Below are 18,995 nucleotides of genomic sequence, written 5' to 3'. Positions count from 1 at the left end.
AGGCGCTTTGCATTGCGGAGTGCGTGGGACGATTCCTACTTCGCTTCTTCGACCTCGATGTTCACCTGATTCGAACGGATCCCGTCCACCTCGATGTAGACCTCGTAATTGGCCGGACGCGTGGGCAGGTTGAGCGTGCGCACCATGTCGGTAGAGAAACGCGTCTCGACGGTCAGGCCGGGCGGAAGCGGGACCTTCTTGAAGGGGCGCGGCTCCGAGGGGTCGACCTCGACGTTGTCGAGCGGCGGGCGCGAGTAGTCGAACGCAATGCCGCGATAGACCTTGCCGCTTTGCACATCCTTGGCGACGAAGCCGGGCTTCTGCGGGTCTTCGACGGCCGGCAGGATGCCGCGGGCGCAGACGGGGATGGCGAGCGGATGGTCGGCGCGGATCCGCACCTTGGCGGGCGCGGCAATGCGCAACTGCGCGTCATAGCCCTGCAGGGGCGGCATGCAGACGTGCTCGGCCGTGGAATGCAGCGGTACCGAGGCAAAGTCGGCGGGTTCGATCCAGTCAGCGTTCATCGCGCGATCCAGCTATCAGAGAAGTGTCGTGAAAGAAGGCCAGCCTTCGGAGCAATCCACCTTGCGCATGGCTTTGGCGCAGCCGGGGCAGAAGTGGATGTTGGCGCAGGTGATGCCGTACATCACGCACTGGCCGATCTCCGAGCTGTACTCGCCGTTGCGGTTGGGCAGGCCGTAATAGCAGTGGCCGCCGTGCTTGTAATAGAAGTGCGGCGGCGGATCCAGCTTCGACATGTCGGCCGTGGGATCTTCGTTGGCAAGGCCCGGCCAGGTCGGACCGCTGGGCACCATGCCGAGCAAGTGACCCATTTCGTGGGCCAGCGTTTCGGTGAGGTAGGCTTGTGTATTGGGCTCGAAGCCGTCGAGCGTGCTCACGAACAGCAGGTTGGTGTCGTTGAGCGCGAGGCCGGCATAGCTGGCGGCGACGACGCGGAACTGGATGTTCAGCGTGCCGCGCACCGGCGTGGGGAAGAGGCGCGTGAGGTCGACCTTCACGGCGGAGCAGTCGCCCGGCACCGTATCGCGGATCGGGGTCATGAGTTCGCGCGGGATGTTGACGGTCCGCTCCACGCCCGATGCATCCGTATAGATGTAGCGCGCATGGATCAGCCAGTCTTCGCCCTCTTCGTAGTCGAGCCACAGGCGTGCCCAGGTACGGTCGTCGTTGAGCACCGGCACGTCCATGTTGCGTCCGCCCGGGCCGGCGGGCACCGGCATGCGCATGTCGCCGCTCAGGCCCGGCACGGCGAGCCGATCGACGTGGCAGACCACCAGCGTGTAGGGCTCGCGCTCCCGCCCTTCGGAGGCGCTGTACACGGTGTTGATCTGCCGCATGATGGCCTGCTGCCCTTCCACCGAATCCGCGGCGTCCACGGAGCTGCGGCCCCGGAACGAGCGGCGCGCCAGCTGGACCATGTCGACGCCATGGATGGCGAACTCCGCGGTGACCGGCGTGACGTCATGCAGGTGCGGCGCCGGGTTGCGGCTCAGGCACATGATCTCCTGCACGTAGAGCCGGCGCGCCGTCTCGACGCGCTCGGTCTTGATGAGCTGCCCGCGTTCGTCGCGCACCTCGAACAGATAGACGTTGCGGCCGGCAGCCGGCAACTCGATATCGTCCACGATGAACGTGCCGTCGGCCTTCGTGGTGTAGGGCCGGGGATTGGTATGCGGGTCCTGGTAGCTCGGCCGGCGGCCGCGTTCGCGGCCGGTATAGGCGATGTTGCCGGGATCGGGTTTGACGGTGATCGTGAAGCGGTGCGCGCCGGGGCGATTGAACTCGACGTGGATGCGCGGCTTGCGCGATTGGCGCTCGGTGGTCGTGAGCGCGACGCCGTCGTTCCATTTGTCGTCGACCTCTTCGAGGTTCACGTACTGCAGCTTTGCGCCCGACATGCGGCCCTGGTAGGTCGATACGCTGGGCACGCCGCCCGCGCCGCTGCGCGTGGCGTCGCCCGTGCCACCTTCGCCGGGGACGCGCGCGCTGGTGCCGATGCCCAGCGTGCCGAGCACGTCGCGCGTGATCTGCGGCAGCGGCGAGTCGGCCACGCCGGGGATTTTCATCAACACATCGGCCACCCGAGGCAGCACTTCGGTACTGATGGTGGGCGAGTTCAGAATCGCCGTCAGCACCTTGGGCACGGACGCGCTCGACAGGCCGGACATGCCCAGGATGGCGCCCGCTACGGCGGGGATGTTGTTCTGGTTGACATCGGGCAGCGAGAACAGCGTGTTCACCGCATTGCCGAGTGCGCCGGCCTGGTTGCCGACGGCGGCCAGCGCCTGGTTCATCACCGGCGGAATCGCGGCCGCCACGCTGGCACTGATGCCGGTGGTGGCCAGGGTGGACACGCCGCCCAGCACATTCGATGCCGTGCTCGCGTGCGATGCGATGGCGGCGAGGCCGCCGCCACCGGACGCGCCCGCTGCCGCGCCCGCACTGCTGGCCGCGGTGACGGCGGATAGATCGGTGGCGCTGGTGGCCGGCGTGCTGCCGGCAACGCCCGCCGCGCGCGCGGTTTCGCCGCCCAGCACGGTGTCGGGAGAACCCGGTGCGGTCGTGGCACCCGGGGCAATGGGCGGCGTGCCGCCGTTGCCGAGGCCCGTGGTGGCGGTCGCCGGTGTCGCGGCGCCGGATGGCGCGCTGCTGGTGGACGAGGGGTTGGTGGAGGCGGTGCTGGTGGATGCGGCGGCGGGCGGCGCAGTGCCCGCCGATGCGGTGTCTGTCGGCGCAGTGCCTGCCGGTGCCGTGCCCGCGTGCGCGGTACCCGACTGCGCAGTACCCGCCTGCGCGGGCGCGCCTGCCGCCGCTCCGTTCGCACCCGAGGGCGCACCTGCGGAGGCGTCCGCCGAAGCGCCCGCGTTCGGTGCCGACGCATTGCCGGTGCTCGAGGCCGATGTGTCGCGCGCGGCGTCGGCGCTGCGGGATGCGGCCGCGCCGTCGTTTGCGCCGTTGGCCGTGGTGGAAGCCGGCGCGGACCCGGCAGCCGCCGGTGCGCCGGCGGCGCCTGTCGCCGCGCCTGCCGTGGTGGTGGTTGGGGCGCCAGCAGCCGCGCTACCGGCGCTGCCTGCAACCGTGCCTGCGCCGGCAGCCACGCCCGCGCCGGAGGTGGCGCCGGTGGCAGCAGCGCCGGCCGCGCCTCCTGCCGCCGTCGTGCCCGCGCTCGAGCCTGCCGCGGTCGCGGTGCCGGCGCCGATCACGCCGCCGATGCCGCCGGCCGCTTCGCCGACGCCGCCGGGGATCGTGCTGCCTGACGGGTCGATGCCAGCGGTATCGACGCCAGGCAGTGCGCCGCCCTGGGGCAGCGTCGAATTCGAGCCCGACAGAACGCCGGGCGAAGTGAGCGGGGGCGTTCCGACCGAGGACGATGCGACATCGAGCCCACCCGTTGCGATGTCACCGCCTTCTGGAAGGGATGTCGCGGGCGAGTTTGCCGTCGCGCCGATGCCTTCCGACCAGGTGCCGCCTGCCGCGCCTTCCAGGCCGGCGGGGGAGGACGTGTCTGCTCGCAGCAGTTCGGTGGCGTTCGCAGGATTCACCGCGGGACCGGCTGCGGAGGCCGCCTGGCTCGCGGCCTGCGCGGTCGCAGCGGCATCGGCCGAGGTCGAGGCGTGCGACGACGCGTTGTCCAGGCCTGCGCTCGCCGTGCCGGTGCGATCCAGTGCCTCGCCGGCGCCGTTCAGCGCGTCGCGGGCGCGCGCGGCCTGCTCCGCGCTTTGCGAGGCATCGCTGGCCGCGGCGCTCGCGGCATGCAGGACGGCGCCCGCGCCGGCAGCCAGCGCCGCCAGCTGCGCGGCGGTATCGAGGGTCTCGCGATGGTCACGCGTCTGCGAGTCCTTGGCGGCGTCGTTATGTGCGGGCGAGGTGGTGTCGGCCCGTCGGGCGTAGGGGGTGGCTTCGGCTTCTGCGTTGAGCGGCCGGGTGGCAGACCGCGCGTCGCCCGCGGCGGGCGTCGTGTGCAGGTCTCGCGGCGGCGCGCCGTGGCCGGCTTCAAGCTCGGTGTTGCGCGCGGGCGCGTGGTCGGAGGCGCGTGTCGTATCGCCGGTCATGGCCGATGCCGCGAGCGTATCGAGAATGCGCGGCGCCGCGGCGCGCGCGCTGTTCTGCGCGGAGGCGGCGAGGGCGCCGGCATAAAGGGCGGCGCTCGCGCTGCGGGCGATGGTGTGCGTCGCATCGGGAGGCGTCGTATCGGGGGCCGCTGCATCGGAGGCCTTCGGCAGGGCGGTCGTCGTGCCGTCGTGAAGCTTGGCGTCGGTGGCCGAGCCCCAGGCGGGATGGACGGGATGCCGCGCGGCGGTGTCGGCGCCGTTATCAGCGTCGAGGGTCCGCGACCCGGCGCGTGACCCGGCGTTCACCGTGCGCTGGGCCACATGCGCGATGGCGCCGAGTGCCGCGGTCGCCTGCGCGGCGCCGCTCGTGGAGTCGAGGGCCGCAGCTGCGCTCGCAGGGGCGGCATGGAACGGGCCGCTGTCCGGAGCGAACGCGGCCGACGGGTCCAGTGCAGCCATCGATGAGGACGCGGCTGCGTGACCGGCGGCGTCGATGGGCACGGAGACCGAAGCCTGCGCGGTGGTCGCGGCGAAGGTCGTCCCGGAGAGGTCCGCCGCGCCGGTGACGGCGGCATGCTGCCCCAACGCGGCCAGGCCCTCGCCCGATGCGAATGCCGAGGCCGTGATGTCGGCCGCGGCCGGTGCTTGCGTCGGCAGCGCGACACCGCTTCCCGCAAAGGCGGGTGTGGCGGCGATGCCGATGCCGGAGGTCTGAGGGATCGACGTGTCCAGGCCGGGCATGCCGCCAGTGGCACTGGCCAGCGGCGGCGCGCCGGGCACGTTGGCCTGCATGCCCGCGCCGATGCCAGGCACGGCGGCCACGGGCGAGCCCGAGGCGAGCGCCCCGGCACCCGCGGCACCAAGGCCGGTGCTGGCTGCCGCGGCACCCACGCCGGGCGTCGCTACGCCGGGCGTCGATACGCCGGGCGTCGCGACGCCTGCCGGTGCCGCCGCCGATGCCTGCATCGTGTTCGCGTTGGATGCGGACGCCATGCCTTCCGGCGATGCCGCCGCCGTACCGGAGGCGGCAACGCCGCTCGGCGCCATCGTGCCGCCCGCGGCGCCTGCCGGCGCGGAGGAAGGCGCGGCGCCAGCGGTGTTGATCGTGTTGGCGGACGACGCCGGCGTCGCGCCCGAGGCCGACGTGGCATCAGCGGCCGCGCCCGTCGTCGTCGAAGCTGGCGCCTGGGCCGAGGCGGCGCTGGCGGAGGCCGGGGTGGCTGCAGGCGCGGCAGTTGCCGCAGGCGCACCACCACTCGCGGCGACGTCCGAGCCGCCCGGTGCGACAGCAGCGCCGGCACCCGCAGAAGCAGCGCCCGCACCGGCAGAGGCAGCGCCCGCGCCGGCAGAAGCAGCGCCCGCATCAGCAGTAGCAGCGCCCGCATCAGCAGTAGCAGCGCCCGCATCAGCAGTAGCAGCGCCCGCATCAGTAGTAGCAGCGCCTGCACCGGCAGAAGCAGTGCCGGCACCCGCAGAAGCAGCGCCCGCATCAGCAGAAGCAGCGCCCGCATCAGCAGAAGCAGCGCCCGCACCGGCAGAAGCAGCGCCCGCACCGCCAGTAGCAGCGCCAGCACCGGCAGAAGCAGCGCCCGCACCGGCAGTAGCAGCGCCCGCACCGGCAGAAGCAGTGCCCGCGCCCGCAGTAGCAGCGCCGCTCGTGGCGGCGGTGCTTCCGCCTGCCACGGCGCCCGCGCCACCCGAGGATCCGCCGAACAGCCCGCCGCCCGCGGTGGGCGCGAAGCCGGGCGTCGCGCCGGGAGTTGCGGTGTTGCCCAGGCCGCCGCCCATGACGGCGTTGGCGCCCGCGGTCATGCCGCTGCTGAGCTTGCCCACCATCGGCGCCGCGCTGTCGGGGAGTGCCTTGCCGAGCATGTCGGTGGCCGCCGGCAGGGCCGCGATCGGATTCTTGATGAGGGCCGCCGCCTGCTGCGCCGTGCCGGCCAGCGCGGTGGCCTTGCCCACCATCGCCCCGGCGCCGGGCGCGACCGAGCCCAGCACTTTGGTTGCGGTAGGCAACGCGGACATTGGGTTGGCGATCATGGCCTGCGCCTGTTGCGCCATGCCCATCGCGTTCTTGGCCATGCTCATGGCGCCCTTGGCCTTGTCCATCAAGCCGCCCGCCGCGGGACTCATGCCGCCCAGCAGGCTGGGCGCGGACGACAGCGCGCTCATCGGATCCTTGGCGAGCGCGGCAAGCTGGTTGGCTTTGCCGGCCAGCTGCGACAACTGGCCCGCCGCACTCTTGGCGGCATCGCCGATGCCACCCAGGGTGTCGGCCATGCCGCTGGCGGCGGCGCCGCCGCCCGGGCCCGCGGCCAGCGCGGTCGCGGCACGCTTGGCCATGGCGGCCATCTTGCCGTCCTTGTGCACCAGTTCCGCGTTGACGATCAGCGGGTCATCGACGTTGGTGCTCGGCAGCATCGGCAGTGCCGCGTTGTCGCTCGCCGGGCCCACGAAGTTGTGCGTGGCGCCCTTCACCGAGAACAGGCCCGGACCCTTGAAGATGATGTCCGCGCCATCGAGCACGACGGCGCCGCCCGCGGCCTGCAACGTTACGCGCTGCTGGCCGAGGATCTCGATGCCCTCGACGGACGAGGTCACGGTGATGTCCTGTCCGGCCAGCGCTTCGAGAATGTCGGTATGCGCGTGCAGCGACACCGGCGCCTGCGCGGAGATCGCGCGCAGCGGGCCCGACTGGGCGAAGAGGCTGGCCGACACCGCGGCCACCGCCGAATAGGTTTTGTTGGCCGCGATGTGCGCATCGGATTGCGCCGTGGCGTGCAGATGCTCGCCCGCGTGCAGCACGGCGCTGGCCGGCGTGGCGAGGTTGAGCGAGTTGGGGGCGTCCACCAGCAGGTGCGGCCCACCGATGCGCTCCACGGCGCTGTCGTCGGTGCGCTGGCCATTGGCCGCCTTGCCGGCCTGCTGGCCATTCACGCTGGCGTCGTAGCGGCCCTCCTGCTCGGGGTCCAGCGCCTTGAGCAGGTCTTCGTAACCGGCCGCGGCTTCGAGGGTGCGTGCCTTGTGCTGCGTGGCACTGTCGTTCAGACGGCGCGAGGCATCCTGCGCGCCGCGCAGCAGCAGCAGCGCTTCGCGCGCGTCGGCCTGCGTCGAGGCCGCCTGTGCGCGGGCCGTCGCGGAGATCAGCATGCCCTGGCCCGAGCGCACCACGGTCCAGGCGTCCGAGCGCAATTCGAAGCCGTTGCCGCGCCATGCGCCGCGGCTGGCGTCGTCGAGTCCCTGTTCGATCAGATAGCCCAGCCCCAGCTGACTGGCCGCCGTGGAGCTGGCCAGGCGCGTGCGCAGCTTGCCCTGCGTATCGTCGAACAGCCACTGGTTGCGTCCGTCGCCGTCCAGCCCCTGGCTGTGCCAGCCGCTCAATACGCCGGCGTGATTGCTGTCGGCGTTCTCGCCGGCGGTCCAGGGCGGCAGGTCCGCGTCGTTGTAAAGCTGGCCGGCCACCACCGGCTGGTCGATGTCGCCATCGATGAACTCGACGACCACCTCGGTGCCGCTGCGCGGCAGATGATTGGCGCCCCAGTTGGGGCCGGCCTGCGCACCGGCCACGCGCAGCCAGGTGCCCGAGCGCTCGTCGCCCGTGGCATTGCCCTCGCTGTCGCCGTGGGCGCGATGGGGCAGGCCGCCCTGCAGCGGGCGCTCGCCGCGTTGCCACGGGAACTGCACCTTGACGCGCAGGTCGCGGTCGGTGGTGATGGGCGCGTCGCTCGCGCTCACGACCACGGCGGCCAGGCCCTCGGGCGCCGTGGGGCGCGGCATCCAGGCCGGCATGAACGCGGCCGCCTCGGGCAGCGCGGTGAAGCGGTTGCGGTAGGTGCCGCGCTCCATGTCGGGCGTGTCGAGCACCTGGGCGGCTTGCGCGCCGAGATTGTTGGTGGCCTCGTGCACCACGTCGAGCAGCGCGTAGCGGTTGCCGCCGAGCTCGTCGATGCCGGCGCCGCCGCCGCCCTGGGCGTAGCGCTCGTGCTGGCTCAAGGCGAACACATGACCGGGCGCGAGAGCGCGCGCGGTGCCGGCGCCCTCGAAGCGCACGAAGGTGGCCTCGAGGGCACGCAGCGCGCGCGTGGCGCCTTGCTCCGCGGCCTCGTCGTCCGGATAGCGGCCATGGCCGGCGTAATCGTAGTCTTCCAGATCGGGCAGCGACTCCACCTGCGTTTGCGAGCTGGCGTGTGCCGCGTGTGCCGTGAGCGTGCGTTCGTTCCAGGCGGCGCGGGCCACCGAGTTGGCGCGCACCGTCTGGCGCGAACCGAAGTGCGTGATGCTGTCTTCGGTTTCGGTGGCATCGCTGCGATGAAAGCGCAACGTGGCGGGCTGCAGGTCGGGCCGTGCCGCGCCCGCGTCGAAGATCACCAGGCGATGGCGGGCACCGCCGGAGGCCGCGCCGTCATCCTGCTGGTGGTCGAAGCGCCAGCTCAGGCCCGCCTCGGCCAGGATGCGCGTGACGAACGCCAGATCCGATTCGCGGTACTGCGTGCACACCGCGCGCGGCTTGAGCGTCTCGCTCAGGTTGAACGAGAACGACGCGAGGGGATAGTCGGCCAGCACTTCGCTCACGATGTCCTGCACCGTGAGGTCCTGATAAATGAAACTGTCGCGGCGCATGCCGAGCGCGGCCAGCCAGGGCGCGGCATGCAGGCGGTAGCGTGCCAGGCCGCCGTCGGCGCCGAGCGCATCCACGCCTTCCACCACCGCGTGCCAGCGCCGCAGCGCGCCGTCGGCCTGCAGCAGGCTGACGGAGATTTCCTTGCCCAGCAGCGCTGCCACGTCGAGCTCGGCGCTGCCGGCCAGGCAGTCCAGCGTCAGGGCGAACAGAGTCGAGACTCCCTCGCGCAGTGTCATGTGCTCCGGCACCAGCTCGGCGTCCAGCGGCGTGCTCACCCGCAGGAGCCGCGCCTGTTGCGACAGCGTGGCGATGTTGAGCGAGGAATAGGCCGGGGCGTTCGAGGGCAGGGCGTTCATGGTGCGGGACGATGTTCGGGCTGCGATGCCGGGCGCGGGGGCGCCGGAGGCGGAGGCAGGTCGGGCGCCTGCCGCGGAAATTCTGGGATGCCGCTACGGTAGCGAGATGGTCAGATGCGCGGCGCGCGGGCCGAGCTTCACGATGTCGTGATACGGCGCCATCGCGGTCTGCATTTCGCCATTGAGAAAATGGCCCAGGCCGAGGTAGGCCAGCAGGCCCAGCAACGAGAACACGGCCATGATCGACCACAGCGGCACGTCGCGCTTGAGCGTGTGCGCGACCTTGTCGGGCAGCGCCCAGTGCGGGGCAAAGCCGGTGCGCTTGCCGCGCAGCAGCGCGATCTCGTCGCCCAGACGGGCGGTGAGATAGCCAAGCTTTTCCTGGCCTTCGATCAGATACTTGCCCTGGAAGCCCAGCAGCAGGCACATGTAATAGACCTCGAGCGACTGCAGCCGCTGCGCGCCCTGGGCACGCAGGTCTTCGAGCCGGGCGAAGAAGTTTTCGCCCGCGAGCTGCTCGCCGAACAAGGTGAGCTGCAGGGGCTGCAGCATCCAGGCGTCGCGGATCGCAAAGCGCGAGTTCAGCACCGACTCGTCGACCGCGGCGCAGAACGCGTATTTGGTCGCGTAGATGTCTTCCGCCGGGATGTCCATCTTCTTGGCGGTGCGCTCGTAGTCCGCGAGGAACTGCTGCACGCGCGCCGAGAAGGCCGCGGGATCGGTGGGCTCCTGCCCGCTCTTGAGCAGGAACAGCATCAGGAAGCCGTCGTAGAGCAGATCCAGCAGGGATTTGGCGGGCCGGCTGGCGTAGAAGTCGGCAGCACGCCCCGGGGGCAGGGCGGTACCGGACAGCAGGGAAGGTGTATCGGCGGTCATGGCAGTCTGTGTCGGTTCAGTGAGTCAGCTCGCGGGCGTTCAGCGGGTCACGGCGATCAGGTCCAGCTTGAGCTCGGGGATGCCGGCGGGCGCATAGATGGCGATGCTGCGTGCCTGCAGCATGCGGTCGTACAGCGAGCCGCGCGTCTGCAGCGTGAAGTAGACGGCGCCCGGTTTGACGGGCACCGCCGGCGGCACCTGGGGCGTGTAGGTGAGCTGCACGCCCGGCATGGCCGAGAGCACCAGCTTTTCGACGTCGTCGGGGGCGCCCACCTTGAAACGCATCGGGACCTGTTCGGAGACTTCGCTGGCGGGCAGCGCGGCCTGCACAGCGAGATACAGCGAGGTGGTCTCGTCGAGCTTGTCCGAATCGAGCCGGCCCACATGGAACGACGGGCGGACCTCGTCGAGCACGATCGAGAAATAGCGCGTGGAGATCACGGTCTCGAGCAGGTCGCGCAGGATCTCGTCGAGACGCGCGAACGCGGGGCCCGGCGCATCGTGGCGGTACACCGGCAGGTCGGCCAGCGTGTGCTCTTTCGAGAAGGTCATCAACGCACCGGCCAGGCGCGCCATCTCCTGGAACAGGCGCTCCGGGTGTAGCTGCGGATGATGGAACAGATGCGACAGCGCCGCGTAGGCCTCGTTCGCCGTATGCAGCAGCCAGAACGATGCCACGTCGCCCGAGCGGAACTCGATGATGTTCTTGCTCGGCTCGCGATGAAAGCCGTAGAGCGCATTGACCTTGGCCTGCAGCGCGTCGAGCAGGCGGCGCAGCTGCTCGTGCAGCGCGCCGGACGCCGCCACCGACAGGCTCGGGCCGACAAACATATTGTCGATCTCGTAGCCCGCGCTGGCCGTGCGGCGCACGCGCGCCACCGGGATCGCGAGAAGCTCGTCGCGCGGTTCGAATTCGGAGATCAGCCGCACGTTCTTGCGCAGGTAGGCAAGCTCTGCGGTCGTGGCGGCGGTATAGAGATCGGGCGCGGGCTGGTTGCCATGGGTGTAGCGTGCGTCGAACACCTCGGCGGCCTGGCCGTCGCGATAGTTGCCGCCCGTTTCCTTGAGCGGGTGCAGCGCCAGATAGAACACGGCCTCGGTCACGCCATCGAGGGCGGTGAGGGCCACGGGCGGAGGCAGCGCATCGCCATGCGGCGCGTTGTACAGCTCGCCATCGGGGAACACCGCGGAGAGCTCCGTGGCACGCAGCATGCCGTTGGACAGCGCGGCCGCATCGAAGCGGATCGAGCGCAGGCCCCAGGCATATGGATGCAGCGCGCGCGCCATCTCCGCGAGCCGGTCTTCGTGATAAGCGTCTTGACGCTGGAAGTGTTGCGGGCGGAGCAACAGACCCTCGCCCCAGAGGATTTTGGCTGAGTAACTCACGATGGCGCTCTTATTGGTTTCTCTTGTGTTGCCTGCTTTTATTGGACTTGATCGCGTGGTCGCGCGAAGGCGATCAGCTCGGGCACTGCACGCCTGACAGGCGCGCCGGATCATAGGCAGGGATGCCGGGCGGCAGCGTGGGCTTGCCCGTGGTCACCGTGAGGGCGCAGGCATGCGCACCCAGCACGATGCCGGTGTCTTCGGCGTCCTTGACCTTGAACACGTACTTCCATCGCATCGGCGCCGGCGCATAGAAAAGCCCTGCGATACCGATGTAGTCGGCGGTCTTGGGGACCTTCTCGACGACCTCGTAACGCTGCCCCGGCGTGAGCGTCAGCTCGCGCGCACCCAGCACGGTTTCTCCGAGCGCGGCTTTCTCCTGCGCAGTGTCTATCAATTGCGTAAGCGGCGCACGCTGGAATGCCTCGGGACTCTTCAGATAGTATATTTTTGTAACCGCGGCCATCGCCTGCCCACTGCTGGCATTCAAATTTTCTCCGGCGTGAATGGCCAATTTCACTTCGATCGGCGCGTTTTCGGGCTTTTTCATGCCCGCCATCTCAAGCGCGTTACCCGCCATCCCGGCCACGGCACCGACCGCCGAAACGGCCGCACACCCCGTAACGACGCTGGTTCCCGCGAGGCACAACGTAACTGCGAGGAAGCGAGATAAATGGATATGTTTGGACATGGCCCTTTATACCGGAACTGCGTTTAGCAATACAGATCGCAGCACGATGCGTGCAAGATAGACGCAAGTAACATGGGGTAATGCACTGTAGCGCTGTACTAACAAAAGGTTGATGAAATACGCCCCCTAGTTACAACCCTGCTACGTGCTCAGAAAATGTCTCTGTCCCGACTCCTCGTATGCGCCGGCATAGTCGTTGTGATGGCCGGTTGCGCCACCGTTCAACCCCAGTCGGATGACGACTATCGCAAGTCGATCGCCGCCGCCGAGAAGACGCTCGAGCAGAAGGGGGCGGACCAGGCGGTGGCCCAGTTCGAGGAGATTGCCGTTCGCAATCCTTCGAAGGGTGAGCCCTGGTCCTACATCGCAAAGATTCGATTCGACCAGCAGAAATACGGTGAGGCGATCGTCGCCGCCGACGAGACGTTGAACCGCGATCCGCAGGACTTCGTCGCCAAGACGGTGCGTGCCGTCGGCGGCCTGCGCGTTGCGATGCAATCGCTCGCGGACCTGCGCGCCGACACGCTGCTCGCTGGCAACGCCCGCGCCGACGCCGTCGCGCTGGCCGCCGCCATGCGCGAGACGCTGGGTCAGGATGTGTTGTTCCCCGAGGGCCGCCGTCCGCCGCCGCGGGGACCGCGTCCGCCGCGCGTGAATCCGCCGCCGGCCAATCCGCCGGCAGGCGCGCCGGCCGCCGGTACGCCGGCCGCCGTTCCTTCCGCTGGTACCGCCGCGCCGTCCGGCAGCCGCACGCCCGCAGCTCAACCCGCCGCGTCGCAACCCGCGGCCAACACGCCGGCCGCGCAGCCGCCTGCCGGCCAACAGAACCGCACGCCGAACCCCTTCGGCGATCTGCTCAACAAGTGACCTGTACGGCGCGATGTCCCGCATCGCGCCGACCCCGACAGACACGACCTTTGCACGGAGCCGTTCATGGCCAAGAAAGAAAGCGTTCAGAAACGACTGCAGAAAGTCCGTCCGCCGCGCGTCCAGTTGACGTATGACGTGGAGAAGGGCGACGCCATCGAACAGAAGGAACTGCCCTTCGTCGTGGGCGTGGTGGGTGACTTCAGCGCGCAATCCGAAGTGGAGCTGCCGCGTCTGAAGGATCGCAAGTTTGTAAACATCGACGTCGACAATTTCGACGACGTGATGCGAGGCCTCGAGCCGCGCGCCGCGTACCGCGTGAAGAATCAGCTGACCGAAGAGCAGGGCTCGTTCGGTGTGGATCTGAAGTTCCGCTCGATCGAAGACTTCCGTCCCGAAGCCGTCGTGCAGCAGGTGGATCCGCTGCGCGAGCTGCTGGACATCCGCACCAAGCTGGCCGACCTGCGCAACAAGCTGGCCGGCAACGACAAGCTCGAAGACCTGCTGGGCGAAGTGCTCACCAGCACCGAGAAGCTGCAGCAACTGACCAGCGAGACCGACAAGGGAGGCCGCAATGAGTAATACCGCCGCCGCGAGCAATAGCGCCGCCGCCGTCACCGACGCGCCCGGCCTGCTGGACCAGATCGTCGATCAGAGCCGCGTCGCCAAGTCGAGCGCCGAGCACGACCGCGCCAAGGACATCATCGGCGAACTCGTGCGTGAAGTGATGAAGGGCACCGTCGTCGTGTCCGACAACCTGTCGGCCATGCTCGACGCGCGCGTCGCCGAGCTCGATCGCCTCATCTCCGCGCAGCTGAGCGAAGTGATGCACGCGCCCGAGTTCCAGAAGCTCGAGAGCACCTGGCGTGGCCTGCACTATCTCTGCCAGGAAACCGACACGAGCCCGATGCTCAAGATCAAGGTGCTGAACGCCACCAAGCGTGACCTGGTGCGCGATTTCCAGACCGCGATCGACTTTGACCAGAGCCTGATGTTCAAGAAGGTCTACGAAGAAGAATTCGGCACCTTCGGTGGCTCGCCGTTCGGCACGCTGCTGGGCAATTTCGAGATCACGCGTCAGCCCGAAGACATGTACTTCATCGAGCAGATGTCGCACGTGGCGGCGGCGGCGCACGCGCCGTTCATCGCCTCGGCCTCGCCCGAGCTGCTGGGCCTGGACAGCTTCGCCGATCTCGGCCGTCCGCGCGATCTGGCCAAGGTGTTCGACACCGTGGAATACACCAAGTGGCGCAGCTTCCGCGATTCGGAAGACTCGCGCTACGTGGGCCTCACCATGCCCCGCTTCCTGGGCCGCCTGCCGTACGACCCGGTCGAAGGCACGTCGGTCGAGGGCTTCAACTTCGTCGAAGACGTGGACGGCACCGATCACTCGAAGTACCTCTGGTGCAACGCGGCCTGGGCCTTCGGCGCCCGCCTGACCGCGGCGTTCTCCGACTTCGGCTGGTGCGCCGCCATCCGCGGCGTGGAAGGCGGTGGCCTGGTCGAGAACCTGCCGACGCATACCTTCAAGACCGACGACGGCGAGATCGCGCTCAAGTGCCCGACTGAAATCGCGATCACCGACCGCCGCGAAAAAGAGCTCAGCGACCTGGGCCTGATTCCGCTGGTGCATTGCAAGAACTCCGACTACGCGGCTTTCTTCGGCGCCCAGTCGGTGCAGAAGGCCAAGAAATACAACACGGACAGCGCGAACGCGAACGCGGTGTTGTCGGCGCAGCTGCAGTACATCTTCTCGGTATCGCGCGTGGCGCACTACCTGAAGGCGATGATGCGCGACAAGATCGGCAGCTTCGCGTCGGCGCAGTCCGTTGAGAGTTTCCTGAATCGCTGGGTGTCGCAGTATGTACTGCTCGACGACAACGCGACGCAGGAGCAGAAAGCGCAGTTTCCGCTGCGCGAAGCCTCGGTTCAGGTCGCCGAGGTCCCTGGACGTCCTGGCGTCTTCCGGGCCGTGGCGTTTCTGCGGCCGCACTTCCAGCTCGACGAACTCTCGATTTCGTTGCGTTTGGTCGCCGAACTCCCGGCACAGGCACAGAAATCCTGATCGTCATTGCGCTGAAACTCATCCATTAAAAGAGGTCATCAACAATGAAGGACATTTACGTCAAGTTCGGCAACCCCGCGCTCAAGGGGGAATCCCAGGACAAGGATCACCCGGACTGGATCGAAGTGAGCTCCTGGCGCCACGAGATCATCCAGCCGCGCTCGGCCACGGCCTCGACCTCGGGTGGCCATACCGCCGAACGCACCGAACATGGCGAGATGATCTTCACCAAGGATCTCGACGTGGTCAGCCCGCTGCTGTATCAGCACGCGTCGGGCGGCACGACCTTCGATGAAGTGACGATTGATTTCCTGCGCGCCGACGGCGACGGCAACCGCGTCAAGTACCTCGAGATCAAGCTGAAGTACGTGATCATCGCCCGCGTGGCGCCGGAAGTCGTGAGCGAAGGCCTGCCGCACGAAATCTTCTCGCTGAAGTACGCCGCGGTGCAGTGGAAGTACACGCAGCAGAAGGTGGGCGGCAACCAGGGCGGTAACTCGCAGGGCGCCTGGAGCCTGACCAAGAACGACAAGACCTACTCGGTCTGATCGCGAACGCTGGTTGAAGGACTGCGGCCCGAGCCGGGTCGCAGTCTTTTTTGATTCGGAGTTCCGATGAAAGGGTTCGAGCCGAGTCTGTTCGACAAGCTCTTCGAGGGCGAGAGCCAATCGCCCTACGCGCTGCGCCGTCTGTCCATCGAAGAGATGAAAGAGACGGTGGCACGTGACATCGAGGCCCTGTTGAACACCCGCATGGTGTTCACCGAAGAGGGTCTCAAGCGTTATCCGAATTGCCAACGCTCGGTGCTGACCTATGGTCTGTCCGACTTTTCGGGCCGCAGCCTGGCCAGTCATTACGACCGGGAATTCATCTGCCGGTCGCTCGAGCAAGCCATCGCGCGGCACGAACCGCGGCTGACCCATGTGCGGGTCGTGCTGCAGGTCGACAGCCGGGCGACGTCGGTGCTGTATTTCGCGATCACGGCGATGCTCGATGTGGGCCCGGCCCACGAGCCCGTCACATTCGACGCGACCTTGCAGCCGTCGACCCTGCAGTACTCCGTGACCAAGGGTTGGGCCAAGACGCCGGCCATGGTCTGAGAAGAACAACGGCGAGCCCGCGGGTGGACTCGCCGTCCAGGAAGACAACGATGGAAGAATTGCTGCCCTATTACGAGCGTGAGCTGGGCTTTCTGCGCAGCTCGTCGCGCGATTTCGCGGAACGCTATCCGAAGATCGCCGCGCGCCTGGGGCTGTCCGGCGAGACCTGTGAGGATCCGCACGTCGAGCGCATGATCGAGTCGTTCGCGTTGCTGGGCGCCCGCATCAACAAAAAGCTCGACGACGACTATCCGGAGTTCACCGAGGCGCTGTTCGAGGTGATGTATCCGCATTATCTGCGGCCGTTTCCGTCTTGCAGCGTGGCGCAGTTCGACCTGGGCGGCGCGGGCGCGCAGCTCACGGCGCCCGTGCGCATCGCGCGCGGCACCGAGCTCAAATCGCATCCGGTCCGTGGCGTGGCCTGCCGCTTCCGCACGGCCTACGACGTAACGCTCGCGCCGCTCGAAGTGCCGCACGCCGCCTTCGTGTCCACCGCCAACGCGCCCGCCACGGCCAAGCTGCCGACCGGCGTGACTGGCCGCTTCTCGATCCAGTTCGCGTGCCAGGGCGAGAATCAGCACTTCGGCATGCTCAACGTCGATCGCCTGCGCATCTATCTGCACGGCGAGCCCTCGTTCGTGGCGGCCCTGCGCGACGCGCTCTTCCTGCGTGCCGCGGCTGCCTACGTCGAGCTGCAGCCCGGCCGCTGGGACCGGCTGCCGGCCATTCCGCTGGGGCAGGTGGGCCTGGCCGAAGAGGATGCGCTGATCGATTTCCCGGCCAGCTCGCATCCGGCCTACCGTCTGCTGGCCGAGTACTTCGTGTTCTCGGAAAAATTCAATTTCGTCGACGTGGACCTCGCGGCGCTGCGGCCGTATCTGGGCACGGCGCGCCAGTTCACGCTGCATCTGCCCGTGACCGGGCTGCGCGCCGATTCGAATACCGCGCGCCTGCTCGAATCGATGAGCGCCGACAACATCCGGCTGGGCTGCACGCCGGTCGTGAACCTGTTCAATCAGCGCGCCGATCCGATCCGCGTGACCCACGCCGCCGCGTCGTATCCGGTGGTGGCCGATGCGCGCCGCGCCTTTGGCTACGAGGTCTATTCGATCGACCGCGTCCGCCAGGTGCGGCAGAACGCGCAGGGTGAGTCCGTCGTGGCGTTCCGGCCGTTCTATTCGCTGCATCACGGCGAATCGCCCGAGAATGCCAGCCATTACTGGACCATGCGCCGCGACGCGGCGGTGGCGCAGCGCAGCCCTGGCTACGAAACCGAGATATCGATCATCGACATCGATTTCGATCCGGCCGTGCCGCAGACCGAGACCCTCAGCCTGGACCTGACCTGCACCAACCGCGATCTGCCGGCACAACTGGCCGTGGGGCAGGGCGGCGGAGATCTGTTCATGGAGGGCGGCACCGTGGCGCGGGCGATCCGCATGCTGCGCCGGCCCACGCACAGCCAGCGCTTCCAGCAGGGCCGCGCGGCGCATTGGCGCCTGATTTCGCATCTGGCGCTCAATCATCTTTCGCTGGTGCAGAGCGGCCTGCCCGCGTTGAAGGAAACGCTGCGCCTGTACGACCTGTCGAACTCGCCGGTGGCGGCGCGGCAGATCGAGGGCCTGGTGGGCCTGGATTACAAGCCCGCCACGCACTGGATGGCCGGCGAGCCGTTCGCGACCTTCGTGCGCGGCATCGAGATCCGCCTGACGGTCAACGAAGAGCACTTCGTGGGCACGAGCCTGCACACCTTCGTGGCGGTGATCAACCGATTCTTCGGACTCTACGTGCACGCCAACAGCTTCGTGCAGCTGGTCGTGTTGTCGCGCCGCGGCGCGGAAGAACTTCTACGGTGCCCTCCATGCAACGGCGACGCCATCCTAGCGTGATGAATGCGCTGCTGGCCGAGCCGCAGCGCTTCGAATTCTTCCAGGCCGTGCGGTTGCTCGAACGCTGGTTCGTGCGGCAGCAGGGCAACCCGTCGCGCAACACCGTGCCGGCGCGCATGCGCTTTCCGAACTCGCCCGGCCTGGGCTTCCCGCCGAGCGAGATCGTCGAGGCCATGGCCTACGACCACGAGGGCGAGCCGCTGACCGACCCGGCGGCGCGCGAGGCCGCGGTGGCCGACGGCAAGCTTTCGCGGGTGGACATCACCCCGGCGTTCTTCGGCCTGCTGGGCGGGCAGGGCGCGCTGCCGCTGCACTATTCGGAAATGCTCGCGATGCGCGAGAGCGTGCGGCGGGACCGCGGCGCGCGCGCGTTTTTCGATATCTTCTCGAACCGCGCCGCCGCGCTGTTCTACGAGGCGTGGAAGAAGTACCGCATGCCGGTGCGGCACGAGACCGACGCCGATCACCATTACCTGCCGCTTCTGCTGGCACTGGGCGGCATGGGCCACCCGGCGCTGCGCGACCGGCTGCGCAGCGGCGCGGGCGTCGTGCACGACGAATCGATCGCGCACTACGCCGCGGCCGCGCGCCAGCGGCCCGTGTCGGCGCCCTATCTGCAGCGGGTGCTGAGCGACTACTTCGGCGTGCCGCTGCGGGTCGAGCAGTTCGTGGGCCGCTGGTACAACGTGCCGCCGCAGAACCGCACCTATCTCGGCCAGCCGGGCGCCGTGCTCGGCGTGTCGGCGCTGGCGGGCGACCGCATCTGGCAGCGCGACCTGCGTATCCGCCTGTGGATCGGCCCGCTGTCGCGTCAGGCCTATACCGATTTTCTGCCCGGCGGCGCCCGCGCGCAGGCGCTCGAGAAGCTGCTGACGATGTTCGGCGGCCTCACCTTCGAGTACGAGGTGCGCCTGATCCTGGCGCGCGAGGCCGTGGGACCGAGCACGCTGGGCGAAGGCGCCGAGGTGCGCCTGGGCTGGAACTCGTTCCTCGCCACCGAGCCGGCCACCGAAGACCGCGACGACGCCAGCTACGAGCTGCATACCATTCATTGATCCGAGACCCTGAAGA

General features: G+C 68.6%; 12 protein-coding genes. 7 read left to right on the top strand and 5 right to left on the bottom strand.

Features of this window, described 5'->3' with window-relative positions; genetic code table 11:
* Nucleotides 1–35: 35 nt before the first annotated feature.
* From CEK29_RS19005 to tssJ, 5 genes are all read right to left on the bottom strand, one after another.
* The gene (locus tag CEK29_RS19005; protein ID WP_094801464.1) at nucleotides 36–524 is read right to left on the bottom strand and encodes a hypothetical protein; all 489 of its coding nucleotides are present in this window, start codon (nucleotides 522–524) and stop codon (nucleotides 36–38) included.
* Nucleotides 525–539: 15 nt separating this feature from the next.
* Nucleotides 540–9,050 carry a type VI secretion system tip protein TssI/VgrG gene (gene tssI / locus CEK29_RS19000; protein ID WP_094858995.1) on the bottom strand — a complete coding sequence of 2,837 codons (8,511 nt, stop codon included), beginning with the start codon at nucleotides 9,048–9,050 and terminating at the stop codon, nucleotides 540–542.
* 93 nt (nucleotides 9,051–9,143) lie between these two features.
* Nucleotides 9,144–9,926, bottom strand: coding sequence for a type IVB secretion system protein IcmH/DotU (gene icmH, locus CEK29_RS18995; RefSeq protein WP_094801468.1), 783 nt, complete (start codon nucleotides 9,924–9,926; stop codon nucleotides 9,144–9,146).
* 39 nt (nucleotides 9,927–9,965) lie between these two features.
* On the bottom strand, nucleotides 9,966–11,312 hold the full coding sequence (tssK, locus tag CEK29_RS18990) for a type VI secretion system baseplate subunit TssK (protein ID WP_094801470.1): 1,347 nt from the start codon (nucleotides 11,310–11,312) through the stop codon (nucleotides 9,966–9,968).
* A 73-nt stretch (nucleotides 11,313–11,385) separates the two neighbouring features.
* Nucleotides 11,386–12,003, bottom strand: coding sequence for a type VI secretion system lipoprotein TssJ (gene tssJ, locus CEK29_RS18985; RefSeq protein WP_094858994.1), 618 nt, complete (start codon nucleotides 12,001–12,003; stop codon nucleotides 11,386–11,388).
* 201 nt (nucleotides 12,004–12,204) lie between these two features.
* Between tssJ and CEK29_RS18980 the strand changes: the two genes are divergently transcribed.
* From CEK29_RS18980 to tssG, 7 genes are all read left to right on the top strand, one after another.
* The gene (locus CEK29_RS18980; RefSeq protein WP_094858993.1) at nucleotides 12,205–12,870 is read left to right on the top strand and encodes a tetratricopeptide repeat protein; all 666 of its coding nucleotides are present in this window, start codon (nucleotides 12,205–12,207) and stop codon (nucleotides 12,868–12,870) included.
* A gap of 66 nt (nucleotides 12,871–12,936) precedes the next feature.
* Nucleotides 12,937–13,452, top strand: coding sequence for a type VI secretion system contractile sheath small subunit (gene tssB / locus CEK29_RS18975; protein ID WP_094801476.1), 516 nt, complete (start codon nucleotides 12,937–12,939; stop codon nucleotides 13,450–13,452).
* Nucleotides 13,445–14,935 (top strand): type VI secretion system contractile sheath large subunit, encoded by a 1,491-nt coding sequence (tssC, locus tag CEK29_RS18970; RefSeq protein ID WP_094801478.1) that lies wholly within the window; start codon nucleotides 13,445–13,447, stop codon nucleotides 14,933–14,935. Before tssB ends, tssC begins: the two co-directional genes overlap by 8 nt.
* A 44-nt stretch (nucleotides 14,936–14,979) precedes the next feature.
* Nucleotides 14,980–15,483, top strand: a complete 504-nt coding sequence (locus CEK29_RS18965) for an Hcp family type VI secretion system effector (RefSeq protein WP_094801480.1) — start codon at nucleotides 14,980–14,982, stop codon at nucleotides 15,481–15,483.
* Between the two features lie 66 nt (nucleotides 15,484–15,549).
* Nucleotides 15,550–16,035 carry a type VI secretion system baseplate subunit TssE gene (tssE, locus tag CEK29_RS18960; protein ID WP_094801482.1) on the top strand — a complete coding sequence of 162 codons (486 nt, stop codon included), beginning with the start codon at nucleotides 15,550–15,552 and terminating at the stop codon, nucleotides 16,033–16,035.
* A gap of 50 nt (nucleotides 16,036–16,085) precedes the next feature.
* On the top strand, nucleotides 16,086–17,924 hold the full coding sequence (gene tssF, locus CEK29_RS18955) for a type VI secretion system baseplate subunit TssF (protein ID WP_094801484.1): 1,839 nt from the start codon (nucleotides 16,086–16,088) through the stop codon (nucleotides 17,922–17,924).
* Nucleotides 17,888–18,979, top strand: a complete 1,092-nt coding sequence (gene tssG, locus CEK29_RS18950) for a type VI secretion system baseplate subunit TssG (RefSeq protein ID WP_432759242.1) — start codon at nucleotides 17,888–17,890, stop codon at nucleotides 18,977–18,979. The genes tssF and tssG overlap by 37 nt, the downstream gene beginning before the upstream one ends.
* The last annotated feature ends 16 nt before the right edge of the window (nucleotides 18,980–18,995 follow it).

The sequence above is a fragment of the Bordetella genomosp. 5 genome (assembly GCF_002261475.1).
In the GTDB taxonomy this organism is placed as follows: Bacteria; Pseudomonadota; Gammaproteobacteria; order Burkholderiales; family Burkholderiaceae_B; genus Bordetella.
This window is presented reverse-complemented; position numbering and strand designations above follow the sequence as displayed.

Bases quoted from the DNA above. Each gene is read 5' to 3' on its own strand.
- icmH (WP_094801468.1), bottom strand. From the start codon at position 9,926: ATGACCGCCGATACACCTTCCCTGCTGTCCGGTACCGCCCTGCCCCCG.
- tssJ (WP_094858994.1), bottom strand. From the start codon at position 12,003: ATGTCCAAACATATCCATTTATCTCGCTTCCTCGCAGTTACGTTGTGC.
- tssC (WP_094801478.1), top strand. From the start codon at position 13,445: ATGAGTAATACCGCCGCCGCGAGCAATAGCGCCGCCGCCGTCACCGAC.
- CEK29_RS18965 (WP_094801480.1), top strand. From the start codon at position 14,980: ATGAAGGACATTTACGTCAAGTTCGGCAACCCCGCGCTCAAGGGGGAA.
- CEK29_RS19005 (WP_094801464.1), bottom strand. From the start codon at position 524: ATGAACGCTGACTGGATCGAACCCGCCGACTTTGCCTCGGTACCGCTG.
- tssF (WP_094801484.1), top strand. From the start codon at position 16,086: ATGGAAGAATTGCTGCCCTATTACGAGCGTGAGCTGGGCTTTCTGCGC.
- tssI (WP_094858995.1), bottom strand. From the start codon at position 9,050: ATGAACGCCCTGCCCTCGAACGCCCCGGCCTATTCCTCGCTCAACATC.
- CEK29_RS18980 (WP_094858993.1), top strand. From the start codon at position 12,205: ATGGCCGGTTGCGCCACCGTTCAACCCCAGTCGGATGACGACTATCGC.
- tssB (WP_094801476.1), top strand. From the start codon at position 12,937: ATGGCCAAGAAAGAAAGCGTTCAGAAACGACTGCAGAAAGTCCGTCCG.
- tssE (WP_094801482.1), top strand. From the start codon at position 15,550: ATGAAAGGGTTCGAGCCGAGTCTGTTCGACAAGCTCTTCGAGGGCGAG.